The following is a 22,658-nucleotide window of genomic DNA, read 5'->3' as shown; positions in this document are numbered from 1 at the left end:
GTATAGAGTTGATTGATAAATAGGCAAAAATAAAACAAAATTTGTTAAAATTAATTTACATGATAATGACGCCTGCCATGTTCTTCTCGTCGGGCCTGGCTAAATGCTGTGATACGCTTTAAATACCCAATAACGCGAGTACCATAATCAATATCTGTTGAACCACAATGATTACATGCTAATTGAGTGCGTTTATCTATGTGTTCGCAGTCATTGCAAATTGTACATTTTATGTTTATACAAAAATAGTTACAGCCAGTTTTTGCTGCTATATCGAGTAAATTTTCATAATTGATTTGAGTCAGTGATTCTTCTAAATTAAGGTGTAGCGCTGAGCCACCATCTAAATATTGAATCATGTCTTTACCATGTAGAATAAACTTATCTAAATGGTTAATATCCTCGTCTTCTACAATATAAAAATATGAGTTATAACAGTCTCTTGGTACCTTATAGCCATCGCGACTATCCCATTTTGCATTTTTAACCCCTAAATTTTCAGCAGGTACAAATTCGGTATTAAAACGATACTTATATTTTTTATAAGCTCGTTTATTTGCGTCATAAATATATTTTAACTGTCTAGAAACATATGCTTTATAAGCATCATTATTACCCACTTTAATACCTAATGATTCAGCTGCTTCACTCATACCATTTATACCTATGGTTAAAAATTGTTTGTCTAACGTAATAAAGCCCGCATCATATACTGTCAACATGCCTTGTTCTAAATAGTCATTCATAATTTCTCGATAAGCGACCTGATATTTATGAATTTTCTCTATCTCAGTTGTTAAATCTCTACCATCTTGTTGTAATCGATTCATATTAATTGTGATCACATTAATAGAACCTGTGGCAACTCCACCGGCACCTAAGGTATATGAAAATGTATTATCTGAGATTTCATTACGTAATCTGCAACACGATGCCAATGAATCTGCGTTATCTGATTGATAAATGAAAAAAGTATTGCCATTAGCCAGTTGATTAGCACAAAAGCTTTTAAACTGTTTATCTTTTACTTTGCCATTTTGTGTAAGCATCGCTGCGGTGATCACAGGAAAGGTCAATACCGCTTTTTCACGTTCTATCGCAAACCAATCCATAAAATAGCTTTGTAATGAATTGACTGAATGCCATTGGGGGACTGTGCTATCAGGAAAAACAAAGTGTTCAAATATAGATGAAAAATAATGTTCGTCATATAAAGAAATATTCCAAAATACACTTTGGTAACCTCTTGCGGCTGCAGGTTGGTTTATTGCATATACAACATGTTGCAAGTGATTTGATATTTGTTTTTTATGGGTATTTAAATAGTTTTCACCATATTCTTTTTTTGCAAAATAATCAAAATATGTTAAAAATTCCACTGTTGCTATGGCACCTGCAAATTGTGAACTGATAGCAAAAACTAGATTTACAAATGAGCCACAAAAAGACTCTAAATGTTGTGGAGCTTTAGATTCTCCGCCTAATTTAGTTAAACCATCTAATAAAAAAGGGTACATGGTGATAGAAGTGCAATATGGTTTTAAACTTGTTTCATCATGCACATAAATTTCATGATCTGTAATTTGTCTTTCGTACTCATTAGCAAGTGCGTCATCAAAAAGTTTTGTTATTTTTTGTTTAACCAAAGCGCGATTAATATCTAATAAAAAATCTTTACAGATCTCAGCTTCTAAAGTAGCAATATTTTTATGTGTGACATTGGCGTTTGCATCTAATTTAGAGCCATCAGCTGCATTGTTTGCATTGATGTAATCTTCAACAAAATTGAGTTTTTTAGATATTTGTTTTGCATTAAGTAAAGCCATATTAATTCCCTAAAAATTGATGGTTTAGTGTGATTTTTGTTTTAACATTAATGAATCTTTGGTTGGTGTTTTTATTTTTGAGACCGCCAAGTTGTTTATTCCAGCGCCCAGTTTTTAAAAAAGTGAGATGCTTACTTATTTTTTGACTGACTTTGTCTGCGCCACTATAAAGACAAGTTTTTAGACCTTGTTGTTTTGCAAATTTTAGGTGATCAATGAGTTGCTCTGATTGCCATTCACCGCCAAAAAAAAGTACGCATGTGATTAGCCCTTGATATTGATTGATATAATTTTTAAATTTTGTATGGCAAAGCGCGCTTCCTGCAGTGTTAGACCAGCTGTCTTCACTGTGACAACCTTCACATTTGAATGGGCAACCTGTGATTAAAAATGCCAATGAAACTTCATTAGGGACTTCTTGAAAAACAACGCGAGGTGCAAAACTATTAAACATGATTACCATATGTAGTGTTTTTATTTATTTAAAACACAATATATAGATCAAGATAGGAACCTGCTAGTAGCATAAGTTTTATTAATTGCGCTAGATCAAATTATTTTTCAATAAATAATTAGCCTTAAATGATCCATAAATTAACACAGCTACTTACATTTGATGTTTTTACCTACTTAGCAGCTGTGGTAACATCGCCTTGTATTAGAAAATGAGTCTATTTATGTCAGCTAAAATCATCAAAGTTATTGTCGGTTCTAACAATCCAGTCAAAATCAATGCAACAAAAAATGCGATATCGAGTATTTTCCCTAACACAGAAGTTTTATGTGAAGGTATTCACGCGCCTTCAGGTGTTGCTGATCAACCTATGTCGGCTGCTGAAACACGAAATGGCGCAATAAACCGTGCTCAGTATTGTAAAAAACAATTTATAAATGACATTAAAAAGCCAGACTTTTATATTGCCCTTGAAGGGGGGATAGATCTTACTCTGGATGGTCCTATGACATTTGCTTATTTTGCAATTCTAAATGAACAACAACAGTCAATTGGTCGCAGTGCAAGTCTGCCAATACCTGATTACATTTATCAAGCCTTAAAGAAAGGTCAGGAGCTAGGTGATGTAATGGATACTGTATTTAATACACATAATGTTAAACAAAAAGGCGGTGCCATAGGCTTATTAACACACGGTGCGGCAACGAGGGAAAGTATTTATACCCAAGCATTAATATTAGCGTTAGCCCCTTTTTTAAATGAAAAACTATTTACCCAATAAGAGAGTTCGATGAAATATAAATGGATATTATTTGATGCCGATGAAACTTTGTTTCACTTTGATTCATATCAAGGGTTGAAACTCATGTTTTCGCGTTTTGATGTTGATTTTACGCCTTGTGATTTTGAACATTATCAAAGTGTGAACCAACCGCTTTGGGTTGATTACCAAAATGGGGATATCAGTGCTAAACAATTACAAAATAAACGATTTGAGTCATGGTCTGAAAAATTAAAAGTATCAACTCAAAAGCTTAATAGCGAGTTTTTACATGCTATGGCCGAAATTTGTAAACCATTAGCTGGTGCAAAAGAACTAATAGACTTTTTATCAGATAAAGTAAGTATGGGCATAATAACCAATGGTTTTACGCAATTGCAGACCATTCGATTAGAGCGAACCGGTTTTAAAGATGCTTTTTCAACTTTAGTTATATCAGAACAGGTTGGTGTAGCGAAGCCAGATATTGGTATATTCGAACATGCTTTTGAAACTATGAAGCACCCACCAAAACATGAAATACTTATGGTGGGTGATAACCCACATTCAGATATTCAGGGTGGCATGAATGCGGGTATTGATACTTGTTGGTTAAATACCAATAATCACACTAAGCCAGATGGCATAGAACCAACACATGAAGTGAGTTCTTTAACACAATTAAAAACATTATTAGCAAGTATTTCTACACGATAAAAAATTTAACCAATAATTAAACTTAAGATGGTGGTTTTGAATAAATATTCATTTGTTTGTAAAGGCACTGTCTTTTTAACTTGGTTTATCCACCTTTCTTTTAAACAGATTAATAAAGATACTCGTGTAAGAAGCAGTTTGTTTTATGAACTCACCCTTAAGTTGAAAAATATACCGCCTACTAACTAATCGCTATATATCACTGTTTTAAATTACTTATTTTCATATTACTATTTTAAAGTCTTAAAATAGTTCCTAAAAGTGAAAAACTTTCATCAAATATGTACAAGTTTCATTTGTATTTATAAAACTAAATTTATATTATTTTTTGACCAGTTCCAGTTTGATTGTCATACAACTAAAGTTTTTTATATCTTGTTTTTATGAATAAAAATATTTTACTGGCTGTCATACAAAATAAATATACATGTGTTTAAATTTTATAAAACTTGACGTTTTTTTAGTCAGCCTAATTACAGATGCAAAATGCTGTTTAAAAATATTCATAAGTATGTGGATTTTTTAATTACCACAAATGATGTGGCAAGAAAACTTGTAAGGAGCCAAAAATGTTAACTAAAAAATTTTTCAAAACAAAGCAAGAAGCTGAAGTGACCTTCGAATTTAATATCTCAAATGTAAAAAAAGTACAGCTTGTTGCTGAGTTTAACGATTGGCAACCTATTGATATGAAATTCAATAAAAAAGATAAAGTATATCGTACCAAAATAAGACTTCCTAAAAATAAAGATTTTCATTTTCGTTATTTAGTTAATGAAAATAAATGGGAAAACGATCATCACGCAGATGCTTATATTAAAAATAGCTTTGGCAGTGATAACAGTGTTGTGAGCACGTCTCAATTATAAGATAGAGGTTTTATGCACACTGTAGAACAGCTTTTATATTTACAAGGCGTAGGAGCGGATTACACCAGTTATAATGGTGAGCATGTCACTATTAGTGAAAATGCAAGGTATTCAATTTTAAAGGCTTGTGGTTATGATCTTACTGATAATGCCTCATTGTCTCAGACTAATTTTAATTTAGATATTGCTCCTTGGTTTAAAATTATTCATTCTTGTAACTTTGTATCTGCTTCAAACAATATCTTGAAAATAAAAGTCAGTGAGATGCAAAGTCAGTCTCAAATATTGTGGACAATATCACAAAATAACCAGTTGGTATCTTCTGGTTCGACTGATATTTCGCAATTAAATGAAGTAGGTAACTATACATTTGAAGATCAATATTATAGTGAGTTAGGTTTAGAATTAGCTGTTTTACCCATAGGTTATTATGATATTGAGGTATCAATTGACAGCGCTGTATGTTCTGGTGAACTTATTATTTATCCATGTCAGGTATTTCAACCTTTGCATGATAAATGTTGGGGGGTATCTGTTCAATTATATAGTTTAAAAACTCAAGATAATTATGGTATTGGTGATTTTAACGATCTTAAAAGTCTTATTTCAAGTTCAGCTGAAATGGGGGCTGATTATATTTTATTAAACCCTTTACATGCTTTATTTGATACTCAGCCGGATAGGGCCAGCCCTTATAGTCCAAGCGACCGCTTATTTTTAAATCCACTTTATATTCATATCCAAAATGTAGCTGAATTTAAATACAGTTCAATCGCAAAAATATTGGTTGATCAACATTTTAAATGTCGGTTATTTATTGCAGAGAAAAATGAAACTTATATTAATTATGCTCTGATCTGGGATTATAAATTTAAAGTATTCATTGCATTGTTTAATACTTTTTTAGAAACGGAACAAAAAGAAAACACACTAAGATATCAAGAGTTTGAAGCATTTAAAAGTCAAAAGGGCGCGCAACTTTCTAATTATTGCATTTGGTTTACTCAGCAAGAAAATTTAAAAGGGGCATATCAGAACCCTAATTTTATAGCCTATTTGCAATGGCAAGCTCAGGTGCAACTTGAGCAGTGCCAGTCTCATGCAAAAAATTGCAAAATGAAATTAGGCTTAATACGTGATTTAGCGGTAGGTTGTGCACAAGATGGCAATGAATTTAATGAAAATGAATCATTGTTTATTGCGGATGCAAGCATTGGCGCACCTCCAGACCCTTGGTCTACAGCAGGTCAAAATTGGGGGCTACCGCCAATGGATCCCGTAAAATTAACACAAACAAATTTCAAACACTTTATTGGAATATTGCGTGCCAATATGATGCATTGCGGTGCACTTAGAATTGATCATGTTATGGCATTAATGCGTTTATGGTGGTGTATCTTACATGAATCTAGTAATAACTTAGGTTGTTATGTTTATTACCCATTTGAAAAAATGTTGGCATTATTAAAGCTAGAAAGCCAATTAAACCAATGCACTGTAATAGGTGAAGACTTAGGTGTCGTGCCTGTTGAGGTAAAAACAGCTTTAAGTGATTCACACATTTATTCTAACTTACTATTTTATTTTGAGAAAAATCATTTAGGGGAGTTTATTGCACCTCATGAGTTTACACCTCATTCCTTAATGATGGTTGCAAATCATGATGTGCCTACTTTTAAAGCTTGGTGGCAACAAAGTGACTTGATGCTTAGAAATAATTTAAATTTATTTGAAAGCAAAGAATTATTTGAAAATGCCAAAAGAGAAAGGGTATCAGATAAAACAAAACTTATTAACTGGCTAAATCAATACTCTAACCAAAAAGTTCAGACTAATTTTAATAACCAAAGTGACTATAAATACATTTATCAAAATTTACTTATTGTATTGGCTCACTCTCCTATAAAACTACTGACAGTGCAACTTGATGACCTGGATGGTAATGCGTTACCAGTTAATATTCCTGGCACAGATAAACAGTATCCTAATTGGCGAAGACGTTTAAGTAATAGTCCAAGTAAACTTTTTTCAGAAAATGAATTTTTTAATCAAATTAATCGGGCAAGGAATAATCATGAGTGATACAGCGTTAATGGAATTACAAGCATATACCCCCGACTATGATGCACAGGTAACCGCATTTAAAAATGCCAATTTCTCAGATCCCTTCTCTTTTTTAGGCGTGCACTGTAAGACAAAAAGCAAACTTGAGCTGCGGGCATATTTACCGGGTGCTGAGCATGTTTATTATCAAAGTGAAGATCAAAAGATAGCTTATAAACGTTACAAAAAAACAGATTTATTTACTTTAGTTCTGGCAAGAAAAAGTTTTGATGAAAATTATAATTTAAGTATTACTTACCCTTATAAAACAGAGCTACAAAGTGATATTTACGCCTTTGCATCTAGCTTAGACTTAGATGCCATGTACTTATTAAGTGAAGGCACACTAGAGCAAGCTTATCAACATTTAGGCGCACATTGGCAAAGACAAAAACATAAATTGGGAGTGCGCTTTACCGTTTGGGCACCTAATGCACAATGTATCAGTATCATTGGTGATTTTAATCATTGGAATAATACACGTCACTTTATGCGTAAACATCCAGCTTCAGGAGTATGGGAAATTTTTCTACCTGATGTTAAAACTGGGCAAAGTTATAAATACAGTATTTTGAGTCATGAAGGACAGAGACTTGAAAAAGCAGACCCTTTTTCGTTTTCGATGCAAATCCCCTCAGATACGGCGTCTATCATTCCCACACATGACGCATTATTAGGATGTAATAAAACAATACAAGAAAAAGAATACCAAGCGCAGGCGCGTATAAAACGCAATGCAATTGATAAACCTATTAGTATTTATGAGGTACATGCAGGTTCATGGCAGCATAACAGTGATAAATTAAAAAATGGTCAAAAAGCATATTTAAGTTATCAAGCGTTATCTAAAAAATTAGTACCTTATGTAAAAGCGTTAGGCTTTACACACATTCAATTAATGCCTATCAGTGAGTTTCCATTTGATGGCTCCTGGGGCTATCAACCCGTTGGCATGTATGCACCTACAAGTCGTTTTGGTAGTTTAGCGGACTTTCAGTATCTAGTGGATGCTTGTCATAGTGAAAATATCGGTTTATTAATTGATTGGGTACCAGGACACTTTCCGTCAGATCCACATGGTTTAGCTAAATTTGATGGCTCTCATTTATATGAACATGCCGATAAACGTCAAGGTTTTCATCCTGACTGGAATACACATATTTATAATTATGGTCGTGCAGAAGTACAAAGCTTTTTAATTTCAAATGCCATGTATTGGTTTGATAATTTTGCCATAGATGGTTTAAGAGTTGATGCTGTTGCTTCTATGCTTTATTTAGATTACAGCCGAGAAGAAGGGCAGTGGATCCCAAATGAACATGGTGGGCGTGAAAACCTCAGTGCGATTTCACTTTTAAAACAAGTAAACCAAAGATGTTATGGTAAGTTTCCAGGCATTATGATGGCAGCAGAAGAGTCAACAGCTTGGCCTGGTGTAACACAATTTGTTGAGCATGGGGGGTTAGGTTTTGGTTATAAATGGAATATGGGTTGGATGAATGACAGTTTATCTTACATGTCACGCGATCCACTCTACCGAGCACATCACCATAATGAAATGACCTTTTCTTTAATTTATGCCTTTAGTGAAAACTATATTTTGCCCTTATCTCATGATGAAGTTGTACATGGTAAAGGCTCGTTGATTAATAAAATGCCCGGAGATGATTGGCAAAAGTTTGCGAATCTGCGGGCATATTTTGCATTTATGTGGGCGCATCCAGGTAAAAAGTTATTATTTATGGGCGGGGAATTTGCGCAATATGATGAATGGGATCACGATAAATCACTAGATTGGCATTTACTTGAATATGCACCTCATAAAGGAATGCAAAATTTAATTAAACAGCTCAATCAAGTGTATTGTCAATCCAGTGCTTTATATGAACTGGATAATCAAGAACTTGGGTTTAAATGGATTGATGGTGGTAATGCACAGCAGAGTATTTTTAGTTTTGTAAGATTTGCTAAAAACAAAGCTGAGTATGTTGTGGCTATTAGTAATATGACACCTAATATTCACAGAGATTTTAGAATTGGCGTACCTGAAAAAACAGATCATATGATGTTATTTAATAGTGATGATAGCCAATTTGGTGGTTCTGACTTTAATACTCACACGCTGTTTAAATGTCAGGATATTCCTTGGCAAGGATTTGAGCAAAGTATTTATTTAGATATTCCTCCATTGGCAACCTTGTATTTAAAAAGAGCAGCTCTATGAGTTATTCATTTGAACTGGAACAAGGTGCAGCTTACCCATTAGGTGCAACTTTGATGCATTGCGCCAACTCAAAAACGACGACAGTTAACTTTGCTATTTATTCTAGTTCTGCAAAGAAAGTCGAATTATGTTTATTTGATGATACGGGTGAGCAAGAGGTTGCACGCTTTAGTCTGTTTAAAGGGAGCGCATATATTTGGCATGGAAAAATTATAGGTATGGGTATTGGCCAACTTTATGGCTACCGGATTTCAGGAGAGTTTGAACCTCAGTTAGGGTTAAGGTTTAATCCAAATAAACTGCTTGTAGACCCATATAGTAAAGATTTTTTTGGCCAGTTTAACTATTCAAAAGCATTTGATTATATATTGAATTCTAATGATGAAAATGCACTTGAGGAAATTAACAATTTAGATAGTGCTGGTGCGATGCCTAAATCAAAAGTGTCATATTTGGCTCCTTATCAAGGTGAAAAGCCTAATATTGCTTGGTCTGATACCGTTATTTATGAGTGTCACGTTAAAGGTGGCACCATCAATAATACCTTAATAAGTCAGGAGAATAGAGGCAAGTATTTGGGTTTGGCTGAGCCTGCTTTTATTGCACATTTAAAAAATTTAGGCATAACAACATTAGAACTTTTACCAGTACAGCAATATATTAGTGAACGTTTTTTATCAGATAAAAATCTAACAAATTATTGGGGATATAATACTTTCAATTTTTTTACGCCTCATAAGGAGTATTTAAGCCAAGGTGAAATTAGTGAATTTCAAACTATGGTGAAGATATTACATGAACATAAAATTGAGGTGGTACTAGATGTGGTATTTAATCATACCGCAGAGGGAAACAATCAAGGGCCTACTTTATGTTTTAGAGGGATAGATAACGCCAGTTATTATCGTTTAGACCCCAATGATCTGAGTAATTATATCAATGATACAGGATGTGGTAATACTTTAAATTTAAGTCACCCAAGAACATTACAACTTGTGATGGATAGTCTGCGATATTGGGTTGAAATTATGGGGGTTGATGGTTTTAGGTTCGACTTAGCGCCCATACTTGGTCGAGAATCGACAGGTTTCAAATCAGATCACAGTTTTTTTCAAGCAATCAACCAAGACCCTATTTTAAATCAGGTAAAACTGATTGCTGAACCTTGGGATATTGGGCCCGGTGGTTACCAGTTAGGAAACTTTCCCGCTGCATGGCGAGAGTGGAATGATAAATACCGCGATACAGTAAGGCGTTTTTGGCGTGGTGATACTGGGTTATTACCTGAATTTGCACAAAGATTTCACGGTTCAAATGACTTGTTTGAACATAATGGTCGTGATCCCAGTGCCAGTATTAACTTTATCAGTGCCCATGATGGTTTTACGTTAGCTGATTTGGTCAGTTATCAAGATAAACATAATGAAGATAATGGTGAAGACAATCGCGATGGTCATAGTGAAAACCTATCCGCTAATTATGGCACTGAAGGTCCAAGTAATGATATTGCTTTGACGCAATTGAGGCTTAAACAACAAAAGAACATTTTACTTACCTTATTGTTTTCACAGGGCGTACCTATGATCTGCTCTGGTACAGAAAGCGAGCATAGCCAAGATGGAAATAATAATGCGTATTGCCAAGATAATAATATTAATTGGTTAGCAGATCAAAATGTCTACTCAAAATCACCGCTTTATCGATTTATAAGCAAGGCTTGTTTGTTACGAAAACAATTTAAAATATTTAAGCAAAATCGTTTTATTCATCAAAATGACGGTGAATTTGAGCTTATTTGGCTTAATCAAAACAGTACTTTGATGTCAGAACTTGATTGGCAGCTACCGCATAATCATATGCTAGGTTATTTGTTAGTGAGTAAGCATGCTAAAAATCATAATGATGTTTTGCTCATTTTATTTAATGCATCAACTGACTCTTTCGTTTTCAAATTACCAAAAGTGAGCAGTGTTTACCGCTGGCATGTACGTTTAAATACTTTGGCACACCCAGACTTAAATGAATTTTATGCGGCAGATCAGAGCATCGCAATTGCATCACAAAGTGCTTGGATATTGTCTGGAGCAAAAGAGGGAAGATTTAATGGATAGTAAACAAGAAGTGTGTAAAGTGGTTGGTTGGCAAGAAGGGCCTTTGATAGATGAAAATACACTGCAAGATGATTTAACGCGTCATTTTTATTACACCTTAGGCAGAGATAGAGTAGGTGAGTCACATTTATACTTATACAACGCATTAGCCTTAACGATTCGCGACAGATTGGTTGCAAGATGTCGGGCAACAAGACAAAGTTTACTTGCTAAACCAACACGTCAAGTCGCTTATTTATCACTTGAGTTTTTAATGGGTCGTGCGCTAGGTAATGCAGTCTTAAATTTAGACTTAGATAAAAGTGTTAAAAATGCACTTGAGCAATACTGTAGTCGTTTCGAAGAGGTCGCTCAGGCTGAGCATGATGCAGGATTAGGCAATGGTGGCCTAGGGCGATTGGCGGCTTGCTTTTTAGATAGCTGTGCCAGTTTAGCCTTACCTGTAACGGGTTACGGTATTCGGTATGAATATGGCATGTTTAATCAAAGCATAGAAAAGGGTCATCAAGTTGAACATCCTGATAACTGGTTGCGTGAAGGTCACCCATGGGAAATCGCTGCGCCTGAGCATAGTCGCCGTATAAAGTTCTTTGGTTCAGTTGAAGTCTATCAAGATAAAAAAGGCAAAAAGCATCATCAATGGGTGGATACCCATGATGTTTTAGCTGTGCCTTATGATGTGCCAATTCCAGGGTATAAAAATGATGTGGTTAATACATTACGACTATGGAAATCAGAAGCAACAGATGAATTTGATTTAGATGAATTTAATGCCGGCAGCTATACAGAAGCCGTTGCTCGCAAAAACTTAGCTGAACAAATTACGATGGTGCTTTATCCTAATGATGCCAGTGAAAATGGTAAAGAACTGAGATTACGCCAGCAATACTTTTTAACTTCTGCCAGCTTGCAAGATATTTTATTTGACTGGGTTGCCCGCTTTGGTGAAGATTTTACTGATTTTGCCAAATTTAATGTATTTCAATTAAATGATACGCATCCGAGTATTGCCGTGGCTGAGCTAATGCGTTTATTAATGGACGATTATGAACAAGATTGGCAAGTTGCTTGGTTAATTACAACTCAAACGATGGCTTATACCAATCATACCTTATTACCTGAAGCGCTTGAAAAGTGGTCAGTACCATTATTTGAGAATTTGCTGCCCAGATTACTTGAAATTATTTATGAAATTAATGCGCGATTTTTAGTTGAAGTTGCTTGTAAATGGCCCGGGAATGTTGAAAAACAACGTAATATGTCACTCATTGAAGAGGGAGATGTGCCACAAGTGCGCATGGCATATTTAGCAATAGTGGGTAGCTTTTCAGTTAATGGTGTTGCGGCTTTGCATACTCAATTATTAACTCAAGGGCTGTTTAATGACTTTTACCAACTTTGGCCGCATAAATTTAATAACAAAACCAATGGTGTTACTCCCAGACGTTGGTTATCTCATTGCAATCCTAAATTAGCTGATCTGATTTCACAAAAAATCGGACGTGATTGGGTATTTGACTTTGCAAAAATCAGTAAGATACGCCGTTTTTATGATGATAAAAAGTTTCAACAGCAGTGGCAAGCGGTCAAAAATTGTAATAAGCAAAAACTCGTTGATCTCGTAAAACGTGATTGTGGTATTGAATTTGATATTAATATGATGTTTGACGTACAAGTTAAACGTATTCATGAGTATAAACGCCAATTATTAAATGTTTTACATGTTATTCATTTATACGAACGTATTCGCACTGGAGATACAAAAAATTTAACACCTAGGTGTGTTTTATTTGGCGGAAAAGCAGCACCTGGATACTTTATTGCCAAGTTAATTATTAAACTTATCAATAATGTCGCGCAGACGATCAATGCAGATCCTTTAGCAAAGCCTTATTTACGGGTGGCATTTTTGCCAAATTATAATGTCACAGCAATGGAAACCATATGTCCAGCCACAGATCTATCTGAACAAATTTCAACAACAGGTAAAGAGGCTTCTGGTACTGGCAATATGAAGTTTATGATGAATGGCGCCATCACAATAGGTACTTTAGATGGCGCCAATATTGAAATAAAAGAAGCAGTTGGCGATGATAACTTTTTCTTATTTGGCGCTAAATCTGAACAATTAGATGACATTCGAGCACATTATGATCCCTTGTGCATTATTGAAAATAATAAAGAATTAAAAGATGTGATCAGCTTAATTGAATCAGGGCACTTTAATTTATTTGAGCCGGGATTATTTCAACCTTTACTTGATTCAATCAAATGTCAAAACGATGAATGGTTGATAGCTTATGATTTTGAAAGTTATATCAAGGCACAAAACCGTGTTTCACTTGCTTATCACGATCAAACACATTGGACACGACTCAGTATATTAAATACTGCTGCAAGTGGCGCATTCTCAAGCGATAGAACAATTACCGAATATAGCCAGGATATCTGGCAGTTGACTCAAAATGAAAGTACTTACGGAGAAGTTTAGATGCCAAATTATGCAAATCGTTATATTAGTAATTTAACCAGAGAAACTTATGCATTAATTTTAGCGGGGGGGCGTGGTTCTCGATTGCATGAATTAACTGAGTGGCGTGCAAAACCTGCCGTTTATTTTGGTGGTAAGTTTAGGATCATAGATTTTCCATTGTCGAACTGTATTAATTCAGGTATTCGTCGTGTAGGAATTGCAACACAATACAAATCACATTCTCTTATTCGTCATGTAAACCGTGCCTGGGGACATTTTAAAAAAGAGTTAGGTGAGTCAGTTGAAATTTTACCTGCGTCTCAGCGCTATGGTGACGAATGGTATTGTGGTACGGCAGATGCGGTATTTCAGAACATGGATATTATACGCCATGAATTACCTAAATATGTGATGATTTTGTCCGGTGATCATGTTTATAGAATGGACTACGGTGCCTTACTTGCCAAACATTTAGAAACAGGTGCAGATATGACCGTATGTTGTATTGAAACTGACGTAGAGGAAGCTGCAAATACGTTTGGCGTTATGACAGTTGATAATGAAAACCGTGTAAAACGTTTTGATGAAAAGCCAGCGGAACCGACTTCAATTCCAGGTAAAAAAGGAACCTGTTTAGCATCTATGGGTAATTATGTGTTTAATACCGAGTTTTTATTCGAACAATTACAAAAAGATGCAGAACGTGAAGGGTCTGGTCGTGATTTTGGTCATGATATTATTCCTGCCATTATTGAAGAGCATAATGTATTTGCTTATCCCTTTAGAGATCCTAGCTTTGAAGGACAGCCTTATTGGCGTGACGTAGGTACTTTAGACTCATTCTGGGAAGCAAATATGGAGTTGGTATCGCCTGAGCCACAACTTGATTTATATGACTCAAGTTGGCCTATCTGGACTTATCAGGAGCAGTTAGCACCTGCTAAATTTGTATTTGATAATAATGAACGCCGTGGCATGGCGGTTGATTCTACTGTATCAGGAGGTTGCATTATTTCTGGTTCAACGGTTAGGCAGTCTTTATTATTTTCAAATGTACATGTGCATTCCTATTGTGAAATTGATCAAAGTGTCATATTACCTGGCGTTGTTGTTGGTCGTAACTGCAAAATTAATAAAGCAATTATAGATCGCACCTGCATTATTCCGGATAACCTGGAAATTGGTTATAACACAGAGCAAGATATTGCTAATGGTTTTAGAGTGTCAAATAAGGGCATTGTTTTAGTGACTCGATCTATGCTTGAAGCACTTGAGGCAAAGCAATCAAAAAATACACTCGATACGAATCAAATCGCAGAGCCTGCTTAAGGATTAAAGAAGTTATGCAAATATTAATGGTCGCAGCTGAAAACGATGCGATTAAAGGTGCAAAAGTGGGTGGCGTGGCAGATGTGGTACGTGATGTACCCACTGCATTGGCGCAATTAGGTCATGATGTGGATGTGATCATCCCAGATTACGGTAACTATGCACAAAATTACGAATCAAATGTGATTGCAACATTTCAGGTGCCTTTTTGTGGACATCATGAGGAAGTCGTTTTAGCACAACTCTTTATTCAGTCAGGCGCTCAAAAAGTGAGGCAATTTGTTTTAAGCCACCCTTTGTTTACTTCCGGTGGAATAGGGCGTGTGTATTTAGATGATCCTAGTGACAGGCCCTTTGCCTCCGATGCAACAAAATATGCTTTGTTTTGTGCTGCTGTATCGGAAGCATTGCAAGCAAAACATTTAATTCGCCCTGATGTATTACATTTGCATGATTGGCATAGTGCTTTAATTACTATTTTATCTGAGTATTCTAGACGTTATGAATCATTAAAAACGATACATATGGTTTATACTGTGCATAATCTAGCCTTGCAAGGCATTCGACCATTTCATAATGATGAGTCGAGTTTAGAGCATTGGTTTCCAAGCTTAAGTTATGATGGTCAGGTTATTTGCGATCCGCGTTACTTTCATTGCTTAAACCCGATGCGCGCAGCAATCAATTTAGCAGATAAAGTTCACTTAGTATCGCCAACATATGCTTTGGAGGTCTTGCATACAAGTGAGCATGAAAATGGATTTTTTGGTGGCGAAGGACTTGAGCGAGATTTAAAACAAGCTCAGGAGCAAAACAAACTTAGTGGAATTTTAAATGGCTGTGATTATGATGATGAAACTGTAGCCCCAATAACATTAAGTGCACTGCTTAATCAATCTAAGCAAGCCGTAAAAGCTTGGATGGCACAAAGTAGTGAACTTAAAACGGTTCATTATTTAGCGAGTGAGCAAATTAAAAATTGGTTAAAAAAGAGTGATTTTAAAGGTCCGCTTGTTACAAGCATAGGCAGATTAACAGATCAGAAAGTATTATTGCTACGAAAAAAAATGAATGACACTGATGTATTTTCAGATTTACTTCAAAGTTTAGCCAATGCGGGTGGCAAAATGATTTTATTAGGCTCAGGTGATGTGCAAATAGAATTTGAGTTTATGCAACTCATGGCAAAACATGACAACTTTTTGTTTTTGAATGGCTATGATCAGGCATTAAGTGAATATTTATATCATCTTGGGGATTTATTTTTAATGCCAAGTTCTTTTGAACCTTGTGGCATAAGTCAAATGCTTGCGTTAAAAGCTGGGCAACCTTGTTTAGTCCATTCTGTTGGCGGATTGAAAGATACGGTAAAACATTTAGAAAATGGTTTTTGTTTTGATGGTGAGTCAATAACTGAGCAACAATACAATTTAATACATGTTCTTAAAGTGGCGTTAGATGTTTTCAATAACCAAGAAGATAAATGGTGTAAATTAACCAAACAGGCTAAAGAAGAGAGGTTTAGTTGGCACAGAAGTGCAAACTTATATGTTAGTGAGCTATATCAGCACAGGAAGTAATTAGAGTAACTTGAGCTTTAGTTTGAATTAAATTCTTGATAAGGACTAAAGCTTAAATCAGTCTATTTTTACCCGTTTGTATTGAGAGATTACCTTGTTCCTAAAAAACAAAAGTTGTATATTAAGGTACATATGACAACATGTTGCAAAAGCATGGTGTGAAACTCGATAGGCATAATAACTAAAAAAATTACTAATTCCCTTAGTTAACTTATTGTTTGGGCATTAGGCTATAATCGCAGCGTTAAATCTTCACACCATCAAGGATAAAAATGAAAACGACGACTCTGCCTAAAATGCCCGACAAAAAATCGCCTGCGGGTGCTGATGTCCGTTTTATTATGGATGGAACAACTGGTGGCATGATCCATAGTACAGTTCCCCCATATCAAATAAATAAGCCTGTTGTTCATGCAACGGTCAGTGAATTTTGGTACGTTTTAGAAGGTCATGGTGAAATCTGGAGAGATAATGGTTTAGAGAATAAAGTAACAACCTTAGTCCCTGGTACATCAATTGATATCCCTCAAGGTACGGCTTTTCAATATCGTAATGTATCAGGTGATGATTTAAAGTTTATATGCATTACTATGCCACCATGGCCAAATGACTCTGAAGCCTCATACGTAGAGGGCGGTAAATGGCAGCCAACAGTCTAACGAAATACGTAGTATACAAGTCTAATAATACAAACATTTCAGTTGGCAGTTTTTGTTTATCCCTCCATAAAATCTATTTTTAATGACCTCTATTTAGCTTCTTTTATTTTATGTGGGTGAAAATAGGGGGGCGTTCGCTTAAACTGGCGATTTAAGTTATTCAGTTATTTTATATAAAGAACTTATTTCGTATGCACTAAGCTAAACCACACAATAAACTCATGCGTATGGCTCATCATACATTTCTTCCATTTTCTGCTACTTTTATAGAACGGAAACAATCAGTTTTATTTTTAATCTTTTATTTAATACACATAACCTAAAAGAAAGGCCACTTTATTAAACACGATTAAAATAGTTTTTTGGCTGAGTACTGTGTTGATGAGTAGATATTAACGGAAGGATAATGGGTGAAAAACAAAAATCAAATACTAATAGTTTAACGCGACTTCACTGGTATCACTGGTTGATTGTAATTGCTTCATTAGCGTTAACGATTACTGCTTGGTATGTCACTTCAGCTCAAATAAAACAAAAAACACAGTTACAATTTAACGCCGAAGCTAAACAAATTATTCAGTTAGTTAAAGAAAGAATGGCTAAATATGAAGATGGATTATTAGGCGGTGTTGCGGCTATTCACGGTTTAGATAATGGTACTAATATACATCATTGGCGTATTTTCAGTAGTTCATTGTCTATCGCACAAAGGTATCCAGGTATTAATGGAATAGGTGTTATCCATTATGTAGCACCAGATAAACTCGATGACTATTTAACAAAAGAAAAGCTTGATAGGCCTAATTATCACATTCACCCAGCTCATAATAAAAATGAATTCTGGCCTATTACTTATATTGAGCCCGTTTCGGTAAATAAAAAAGCAGTTGGTTTAGATATGGCCCATGAAAATAACCGATTAACCGCTGCAAAAAAAGCAAGAGACACTGGCACTACACAAATTACAGCCCCGATTATTTTAGTTCAGGATGAAAAAAGAACGCCCGGCTTTTTATTTTATGCGCCTTATTATCAAGAAGTTTTAGTACCAAAATCTGTATTGGCTAGGAAAAATAAGTTTATAGGTAATGTTTACGCCCCATTTATTATGGAAAAACTTATGGAAGGGACTTTATTAAATCAAAATAGATTAGTTAACTTTAAAATTAGTGATGAAAATAGTGAACTCTACAATGAGTTATATCTCGGTTCTGAAGGATATGATGCGAAGCCATTATTTAGCAATCAAACTTCTGTGGATATGTATGGTAGAAAGTGGCTTTTTACGATCCAAACAACACAATTATTTAGAGAGCAATATCAAAATAATCAACCTATTTTAATATTAATAGGGGGCGTGATCATAGACTCTATGTTACTCGGGTTATTCTTGGTTTTAGCGCGTTCAAATAAGCAGGCGATACGACTTGCACAACAAATGTCATTAGATTTTAAGTTAAGCGAACAAAGATTACATCTCACAATTAATAGTATGATGGATGGTTTATTAACTGTAGCTAATAATAATATAATTTTAAGTGTTAATAAAATGGCTGAAAATATATTTGGTCTTGATTCTGAAGATATCATAGGGAAAGACATCAACTTATTTATTTGCGTAATAAACTCACACGTTCCAATAAATAATTTAAAAGTGTTTTTACCAAAACAAAACTCTAATCTAAAAATAGAGCATGAAGTATTAGGTCATAAAAAACCTAATATCTCGTTTCCAATGGAGATATCTGTAGGGGAGTTAATAGATTGTGATGAAGAAATATATACTGTGATAGTTCGCGATATAAGCGAACGAACAATTGAAGAATGAATTTGTTTCTACAGTGAGCCATGAGCTTAGAACCCCCTTAACATCTATTGTAGGGGCATTAGGCTTAATAATCGGTAAAGGGACGACTACTCAGTTACCCAATAAAATAAGCACACTGTTAGAGGTTGCATATAGAAATAGTCAAAGACTGACTTTGCTAATTAATGATTTACTAAGTTTTGAAAAATTAGAAAAAGAAAAAAATGAATTTAAACCACAATTAATAGATCTTGTAATACTTGCTCGTAATGCTTTAGAAGAAAATGAAGCATTCTCTGAGCAATATAGCGTTGAACTCATTTTTGAGACGACGCTTAGAAGTGCTTATATATTGGGAGATACTCGATTGTTATTGCAGGTTTTTGCTAATTTGATTTCAAATGCTTGCAAATTTGCACCTATTAATACCCAAGTAAAAATATCATTAGAATTAAATGATAATCAATATCGTACAGAGATACATGATTTGGGATCAGGTGTGCCAACAGAATTCAATCGTAGAATATTTCAACGATTTGCGCAGGCTGATAGCTCATCAACTCGAAAAAAGGGGGGAACTGGGCTTGGATTAAGTATAAGCAAGAGCATCATTGAGCTTCATCAAGGAATTATAGGATATATGACATCCCCTCAAGGTGCGACGGTGTTTTATTTTGATTTAGAAGCGAAGCCAATGTTAACAAACATCAAAACAGAGTTGGTTATTGATAAACATGAAATATAAGACATCAAGTATAATCAATTGATTGGAGCTTTATGATGGGTGATACTATTAAAATTTTATATATTGAAGATGATCAAGATATACGCACTATAACTCAAATTGCATTGGACAATGAAAATTTCGAATTGCTTATGTATGAGTCAGGAAAGTTGGCTTTACTAGAAGCACAAAGTTTAAAGCCTGATTTATTTCTATTTGATGTGATGATGCCTGATTTGGATGGTCCGTCAACATTGAAAAAATTAAGGCATTATCCCCATCTAATAAATATACCTGTGATTTTTATGACTGCTAAAATTCAACCTTCCGAATTAAATGAGTATTTAGAAATGGGAGCGATTGGTGTGATAAGTAAACCTTTTGATCCAATGAGCTTAGCTGATGAAATAATTGCCTTGTATAATAGCCAGTAACCGATATTTGAATATTATTTTGATTCTGGCTCAGAAAACTTCTGTCTTATTTCTAAAATTTCATCTAAATTTTGCAAAAATAACGCCACTAGTTTTGGCTCAAAGTGCTTTCCGCTTTCTTGTTTTATTAAACTTAAGCTCTTATCTAAAGGCCAAGCTTCTTTATAGGGTCGTTTTGAACTTAATGCATCAAATACATCAGCTAAAGCACAAATTCTGCCCATTAAAGGAATTTCATCTCCTTTTAATCCTTTAGGGTAGCCTGTGCCATCCCATTTTTCATGATGACTAATGGCTATCTGTTGTGCCATAACAATGAGTTGAGAATCATCATCACCTAGTACATCAGCTCCAATCTGAGCATGAGTTTGCATAATGGGCCATTCTTCATCATTGAGTTTGCCTTGTTTTAATAATATGCGATCTGGAATACCAATTTTTCCAATGTCATGCATCGGGGCTGCGTTTAAAAGAAGGTCACATTCTTGTTCATTTAACCCGTAAGCTTGAGCAAGTACTACAGCAATTTTACTCATACGAATAATATGTAAACCTGTTTCGTTATCTCTATATTCAGCTGCACGCCCAAGATGATGTACTATTTGAAGTCGAGTGGCTATCAACTCTTGAGTACGTTCTTTCACTTTATATTCAAGGATTTCGTTTTGTGAGCGCATAAATTTTTGAGCAACTTGGACTGCTAAAAGATTTCTGACTCGAGATAATAATTCACATGCATCAAAAGGTTTTGTTACATAGTCTCTGGCACCATTATCAAGTGCTTTTTGTCGGAAGTTTTGCTCATGTTGCGCTGTTAATATTAGAATTGCTGGCAGGTTATTATCCGTTACTTGATTAAGTTGTTCCATTACACCATAGCCATCGAGTGTAGGCATATTTAAGTCAAGTAAAATAAGATCACTTTTATATTCTTGATATAAGCTAACCGTTTGAGTCGGATCTTGAGTCGAAATGACATTAATATAGCCTTGGTTTGTTAGTAATTTTTCTAATACTCTCACATTAGCATATTCGTCATCTACGATTAAAATACTTGCTTTTTTGGGATTTAAATCCATTATCTCGTTAATGTTATTCATATTCCACTGCTATCCTTGAGTAGTAACGTTTGTTTAATCGTATGGAGTAGCGCATTGATATCAAAAGGTTTCGTAATATAGTTATCAAAACCCGCAGCTAACCCTTTTTGCTTATCTGATGCCATTGCATTAGCAGTTATTGCGATAATTGGCGTATTGTTCATGGATGAATTTTTTCGTATATTTTCTAATACTTTATATCCATTCATACCGGGTAAATTAATATCTAACAAGATTAAGTCAGGTTGATACTCAAAAGCCAATTCAATTCCAAGCTTAGGATCCGGTGAACTCCATAATTTAACATTGGGCAGCTGTTTGATTAAAACAGTGACGAGTCTGAGGTTCGCAGGGTTATCTTCTATATACAATACAGATTGTTCTTTTGAATAATCAATATCACAGGGTAACGTACTTAATTCATTGGTTACTTTTTTGAGTTCTTGATGAGATTCTAAATTATGGGTTGGAAATTCCACGGTAAAACAGCTTCCTTTTCCGAGCTTACTTTTCACATAAATTGCGCCTTTCATGAGTTCTGTAATTTTTTTTGTGATCACTAAACCTATACCAGTGCCTTCAATTTCATTATTTAATTCTTGCCCTAGACGTTGAAATGGTTTGAATAATTTCTGCTGCTGGTCTGCTGTTAAACCCCTACCTGTATCCGATATGCTAATGCAAATTGTTTTGTGAGTTTTAGCGTATAAATGAACAATTACTTTACCTTGGTCACAGTTATATTTTATCGCATTACTGAGTAAGTTTAACAATATTTGTTTAAGTCGAACGCTATCAAGGTTAGCGACAGTTTGATGAGACGATAATGCTTCAAAAGAGATAGTTTTATTATTTAACAGTAATTCAATCGCGATGTCTTTTTTTTGTGCCAAAGGAAATATAAGTTGCAAGGCATCATTAAGTGTACTTTCAATCGCAATAGGTTCAATGAAAAGGTTTATTTGACCAGCTTCTATTTTGGAGAGATCTAAAATATCATTAATGAGCTCTAATAAGTGTTTACCAGCATTTAAAATTTCATCAACATTTTCCGTTTGAGAGAGGCTCAAGGGTTCAGTAATATCTAATTTCATTAACTGACTAAATCCAATGATTGCATTAAGGGGGGTTCGTAACTCATGGCTCATACTAGGGGCTGTTGATCTTTGTTTGAATTTTGTGCGTAAGTGACAATCTCGTATAATTCACTTCGCCAAAACCAAACTAAACGAGATTGTCATGCCCCGATTAATGCTCACTGATGAGCTGTGGTCGAAACTAAAAGCTATATTGCTTGAAGATAGAGTTTATAACAAGCTTGAACATCGACAAACACTAGAAGGAATACTTTATCGCTTACGTGTTGGCTGTCCGTGGCGTGATTTACCTGAATGTTTTGGGTTGTGGAATACCATTTATCGTCGTTTTCTTCTTTGGTCAAGAAAAGGCATATTAATGAGACTGTTCAAAACTTTAGCAAAAAATAGT

Annotated in this window: 18 protein-coding genes; 14 read left to right on the top strand and 4 right to left on the bottom strand. The window is 34.9% G+C overall.

The window, feature by feature from the left end; all coding sequences use genetic code 11:
- Positions 1–50: 50 nt before the first annotated feature.
- Positions 51–1,826 (bottom strand): anaerobic ribonucleoside-triphosphate reductase, encoded by a 1,776-nt coding sequence (gene nrdD / locus BM088_RS17670; protein ID WP_091987528.1) that lies wholly within the window; start codon positions 1,824–1,826, stop codon positions 51–53.
- 1 nt (position 1,827) lies between these two features.
- Positions 1,828–2,280: an anaerobic ribonucleoside-triphosphate reductase activating protein gene (gene nrdG / locus BM088_RS17665; RefSeq protein WP_091987524.1), complete on the bottom strand. Its 453-nt coding sequence runs from the start codon at positions 2,278–2,280 to the stop codon at positions 1,828–1,830.
- Between the two features lie 223 nt (positions 2,281–2,503).
- Between nrdG and yjjX the strand changes: the two genes are divergently transcribed.
- From yjjX to BM088_RS17600, 13 genes are all read left to right on the top strand, one after another.
- Positions 2,504–3,061, top strand: coding sequence for an inosine/xanthosine triphosphatase (yjjX, locus tag BM088_RS17660; RefSeq protein ID WP_091987520.1), 558 nt, complete (start codon positions 2,504–2,506; stop codon positions 3,059–3,061).
- A gap of 9 nt (positions 3,062–3,070) precedes the next feature.
- Complete coding sequence (yjjG, locus tag BM088_RS17655; RefSeq protein WP_091987516.1) at positions 3,071–3,757, top strand: pyrimidine 5'-nucleotidase; 687 nt, start codon at positions 3,071–3,073, stop codon at positions 3,755–3,757.
- A 569-nt stretch (positions 3,758–4,326) separates the two neighbouring features.
- Positions 4,327–4,626 carry an isoamylase early set domain-containing protein gene (locus tag BM088_RS17650; protein ID WP_091987512.1) on the top strand — a complete coding sequence of 100 codons (300 nt, stop codon included), beginning with the start codon at positions 4,327–4,329 and terminating at the stop codon, positions 4,624–4,626.
- A gap of 12 nt (positions 4,627–4,638) precedes the next feature.
- Positions 4,639–6,708, top strand: coding sequence for a 4-alpha-glucanotransferase (malQ, locus tag BM088_RS17645; protein ID WP_091987508.1), 2,070 nt, complete (start codon positions 4,639–4,641; stop codon positions 6,706–6,708).
- Positions 6,701–8,953, top strand: coding sequence for a 1,4-alpha-glucan branching protein GlgB (gene glgB / locus BM088_RS17640; protein WP_091987505.1), 2,253 nt, complete (start codon positions 6,701–6,703; stop codon positions 8,951–8,953). Before malQ ends, glgB begins: the two co-directional genes overlap by 8 nt.
- The gene (gene glgX, locus BM088_RS17635) at positions 8,950–11,064 is read left to right on the top strand and encodes a glycogen debranching protein GlgX (RefSeq protein WP_091987502.1); all 2,115 of its coding nucleotides are present in this window, start codon (positions 8,950–8,952) and stop codon (positions 11,062–11,064) included. Before glgB ends, glgX begins: the two co-directional genes overlap by 4 nt.
- Positions 11,057–13,555: a glycogen/starch/alpha-glucan phosphorylase gene (locus BM088_RS17630; protein WP_091987498.1), complete on the top strand. Its 2,499-nt coding sequence runs from the start codon at positions 11,057–11,059 to the stop codon at positions 13,553–13,555. Before glgX ends, BM088_RS17630 begins: the two co-directional genes overlap by 8 nt.
- Positions 13,556–14,866 carry a glucose-1-phosphate adenylyltransferase gene (gene glgC, locus BM088_RS17625; protein ID WP_091987494.1) on the top strand — a complete coding sequence of 437 codons (1,311 nt, stop codon included), beginning with the start codon at positions 13,556–13,558 and terminating at the stop codon, positions 14,864–14,866.
- Between the two features lie 14 nt (positions 14,867–14,880).
- On the top strand, positions 14,881–16,446 hold the full coding sequence (locus BM088_RS17620; RefSeq protein WP_091987490.1) for a glycogen synthase: 1,566 nt from the start codon (positions 14,881–14,883) through the stop codon (positions 16,444–16,446).
- Between the two features lie 272 nt (positions 16,447–16,718).
- The gene (locus BM088_RS17615) at positions 16,719–17,105 is read left to right on the top strand and encodes a cupin domain-containing protein (RefSeq protein WP_091987486.1); all 387 of its coding nucleotides are present in this window, start codon (positions 16,719–16,721) and stop codon (positions 17,103–17,105) included.
- A 406-nt stretch (positions 17,106–17,511) separates the two neighbouring features.
- The gene (locus BM088_RS17610; RefSeq protein ID WP_091987482.1) at positions 17,512–18,933 is read left to right on the top strand and encodes a CHASE domain-containing protein; all 1,422 of its coding nucleotides are present in this window, start codon (positions 17,512–17,514) and stop codon (positions 18,931–18,933) included.
- Positions 18,923–19,657, top strand: a complete 735-nt coding sequence (locus BM088_RS17605; RefSeq protein WP_091987479.1) for a sensor histidine kinase — start codon at positions 18,923–18,925, stop codon at positions 19,655–19,657. The genes BM088_RS17610 and BM088_RS17605 overlap by 11 nt, the downstream gene beginning before the upstream one ends.
- A gap of 32 nt (positions 19,658–19,689) precedes the next feature.
- Positions 19,690–20,070 carry a response regulator gene (locus BM088_RS17600; protein ID WP_218156536.1) on the top strand — a complete coding sequence of 127 codons (381 nt, stop codon included), beginning with the start codon at positions 19,690–19,692 and terminating at the stop codon, positions 20,068–20,070.
- A 14-nt stretch (positions 20,071–20,084) separates the two neighbouring features.
- On the opposite strand, the gene BM088_RS17595 is transcribed toward BM088_RS17600, so the two are convergent.
- Together BM088_RS17595 and BM088_RS17590 are read right to left on the bottom strand one after the other, a co-directional pair.
- Positions 20,085–21,170, bottom strand: coding sequence for an HD domain-containing phosphohydrolase (locus BM088_RS17595; RefSeq protein ID WP_245763854.1), 1,086 nt, complete (start codon positions 21,168–21,170; stop codon positions 20,085–20,087).
- On the bottom strand, positions 21,167–22,318 hold the full coding sequence (locus BM088_RS17590; RefSeq protein ID WP_091987473.1) for an ATP-binding response regulator: 1,152 nt from the start codon (positions 22,316–22,318) through the stop codon (positions 21,167–21,169). The genes BM088_RS17595 and BM088_RS17590 overlap by 4 nt, the downstream gene beginning before the upstream one ends.
- A 91-nt stretch (positions 22,319–22,409) precedes the next feature.
- Between BM088_RS17590 and BM088_RS17585 the strand changes: the two genes are divergently transcribed.
- The coding region (locus BM088_RS17585) for a transposase (RefSeq protein WP_143085108.1) at positions 22,410–22,658 on the top strand (249 nt) is incomplete at its 3' end.

The sequence above is a fragment of the Pseudoalteromonas denitrificans DSM 6059 genome (assembly GCF_900112265.1).
Classification (GTDB): Bacteria; Pseudomonadota; Gammaproteobacteria; order Enterobacterales; family Alteromonadaceae; genus Pseudoalteromonas; species Pseudoalteromonas denitrificans.
This window is presented reverse-complemented; position numbering and strand designations above follow the sequence as displayed.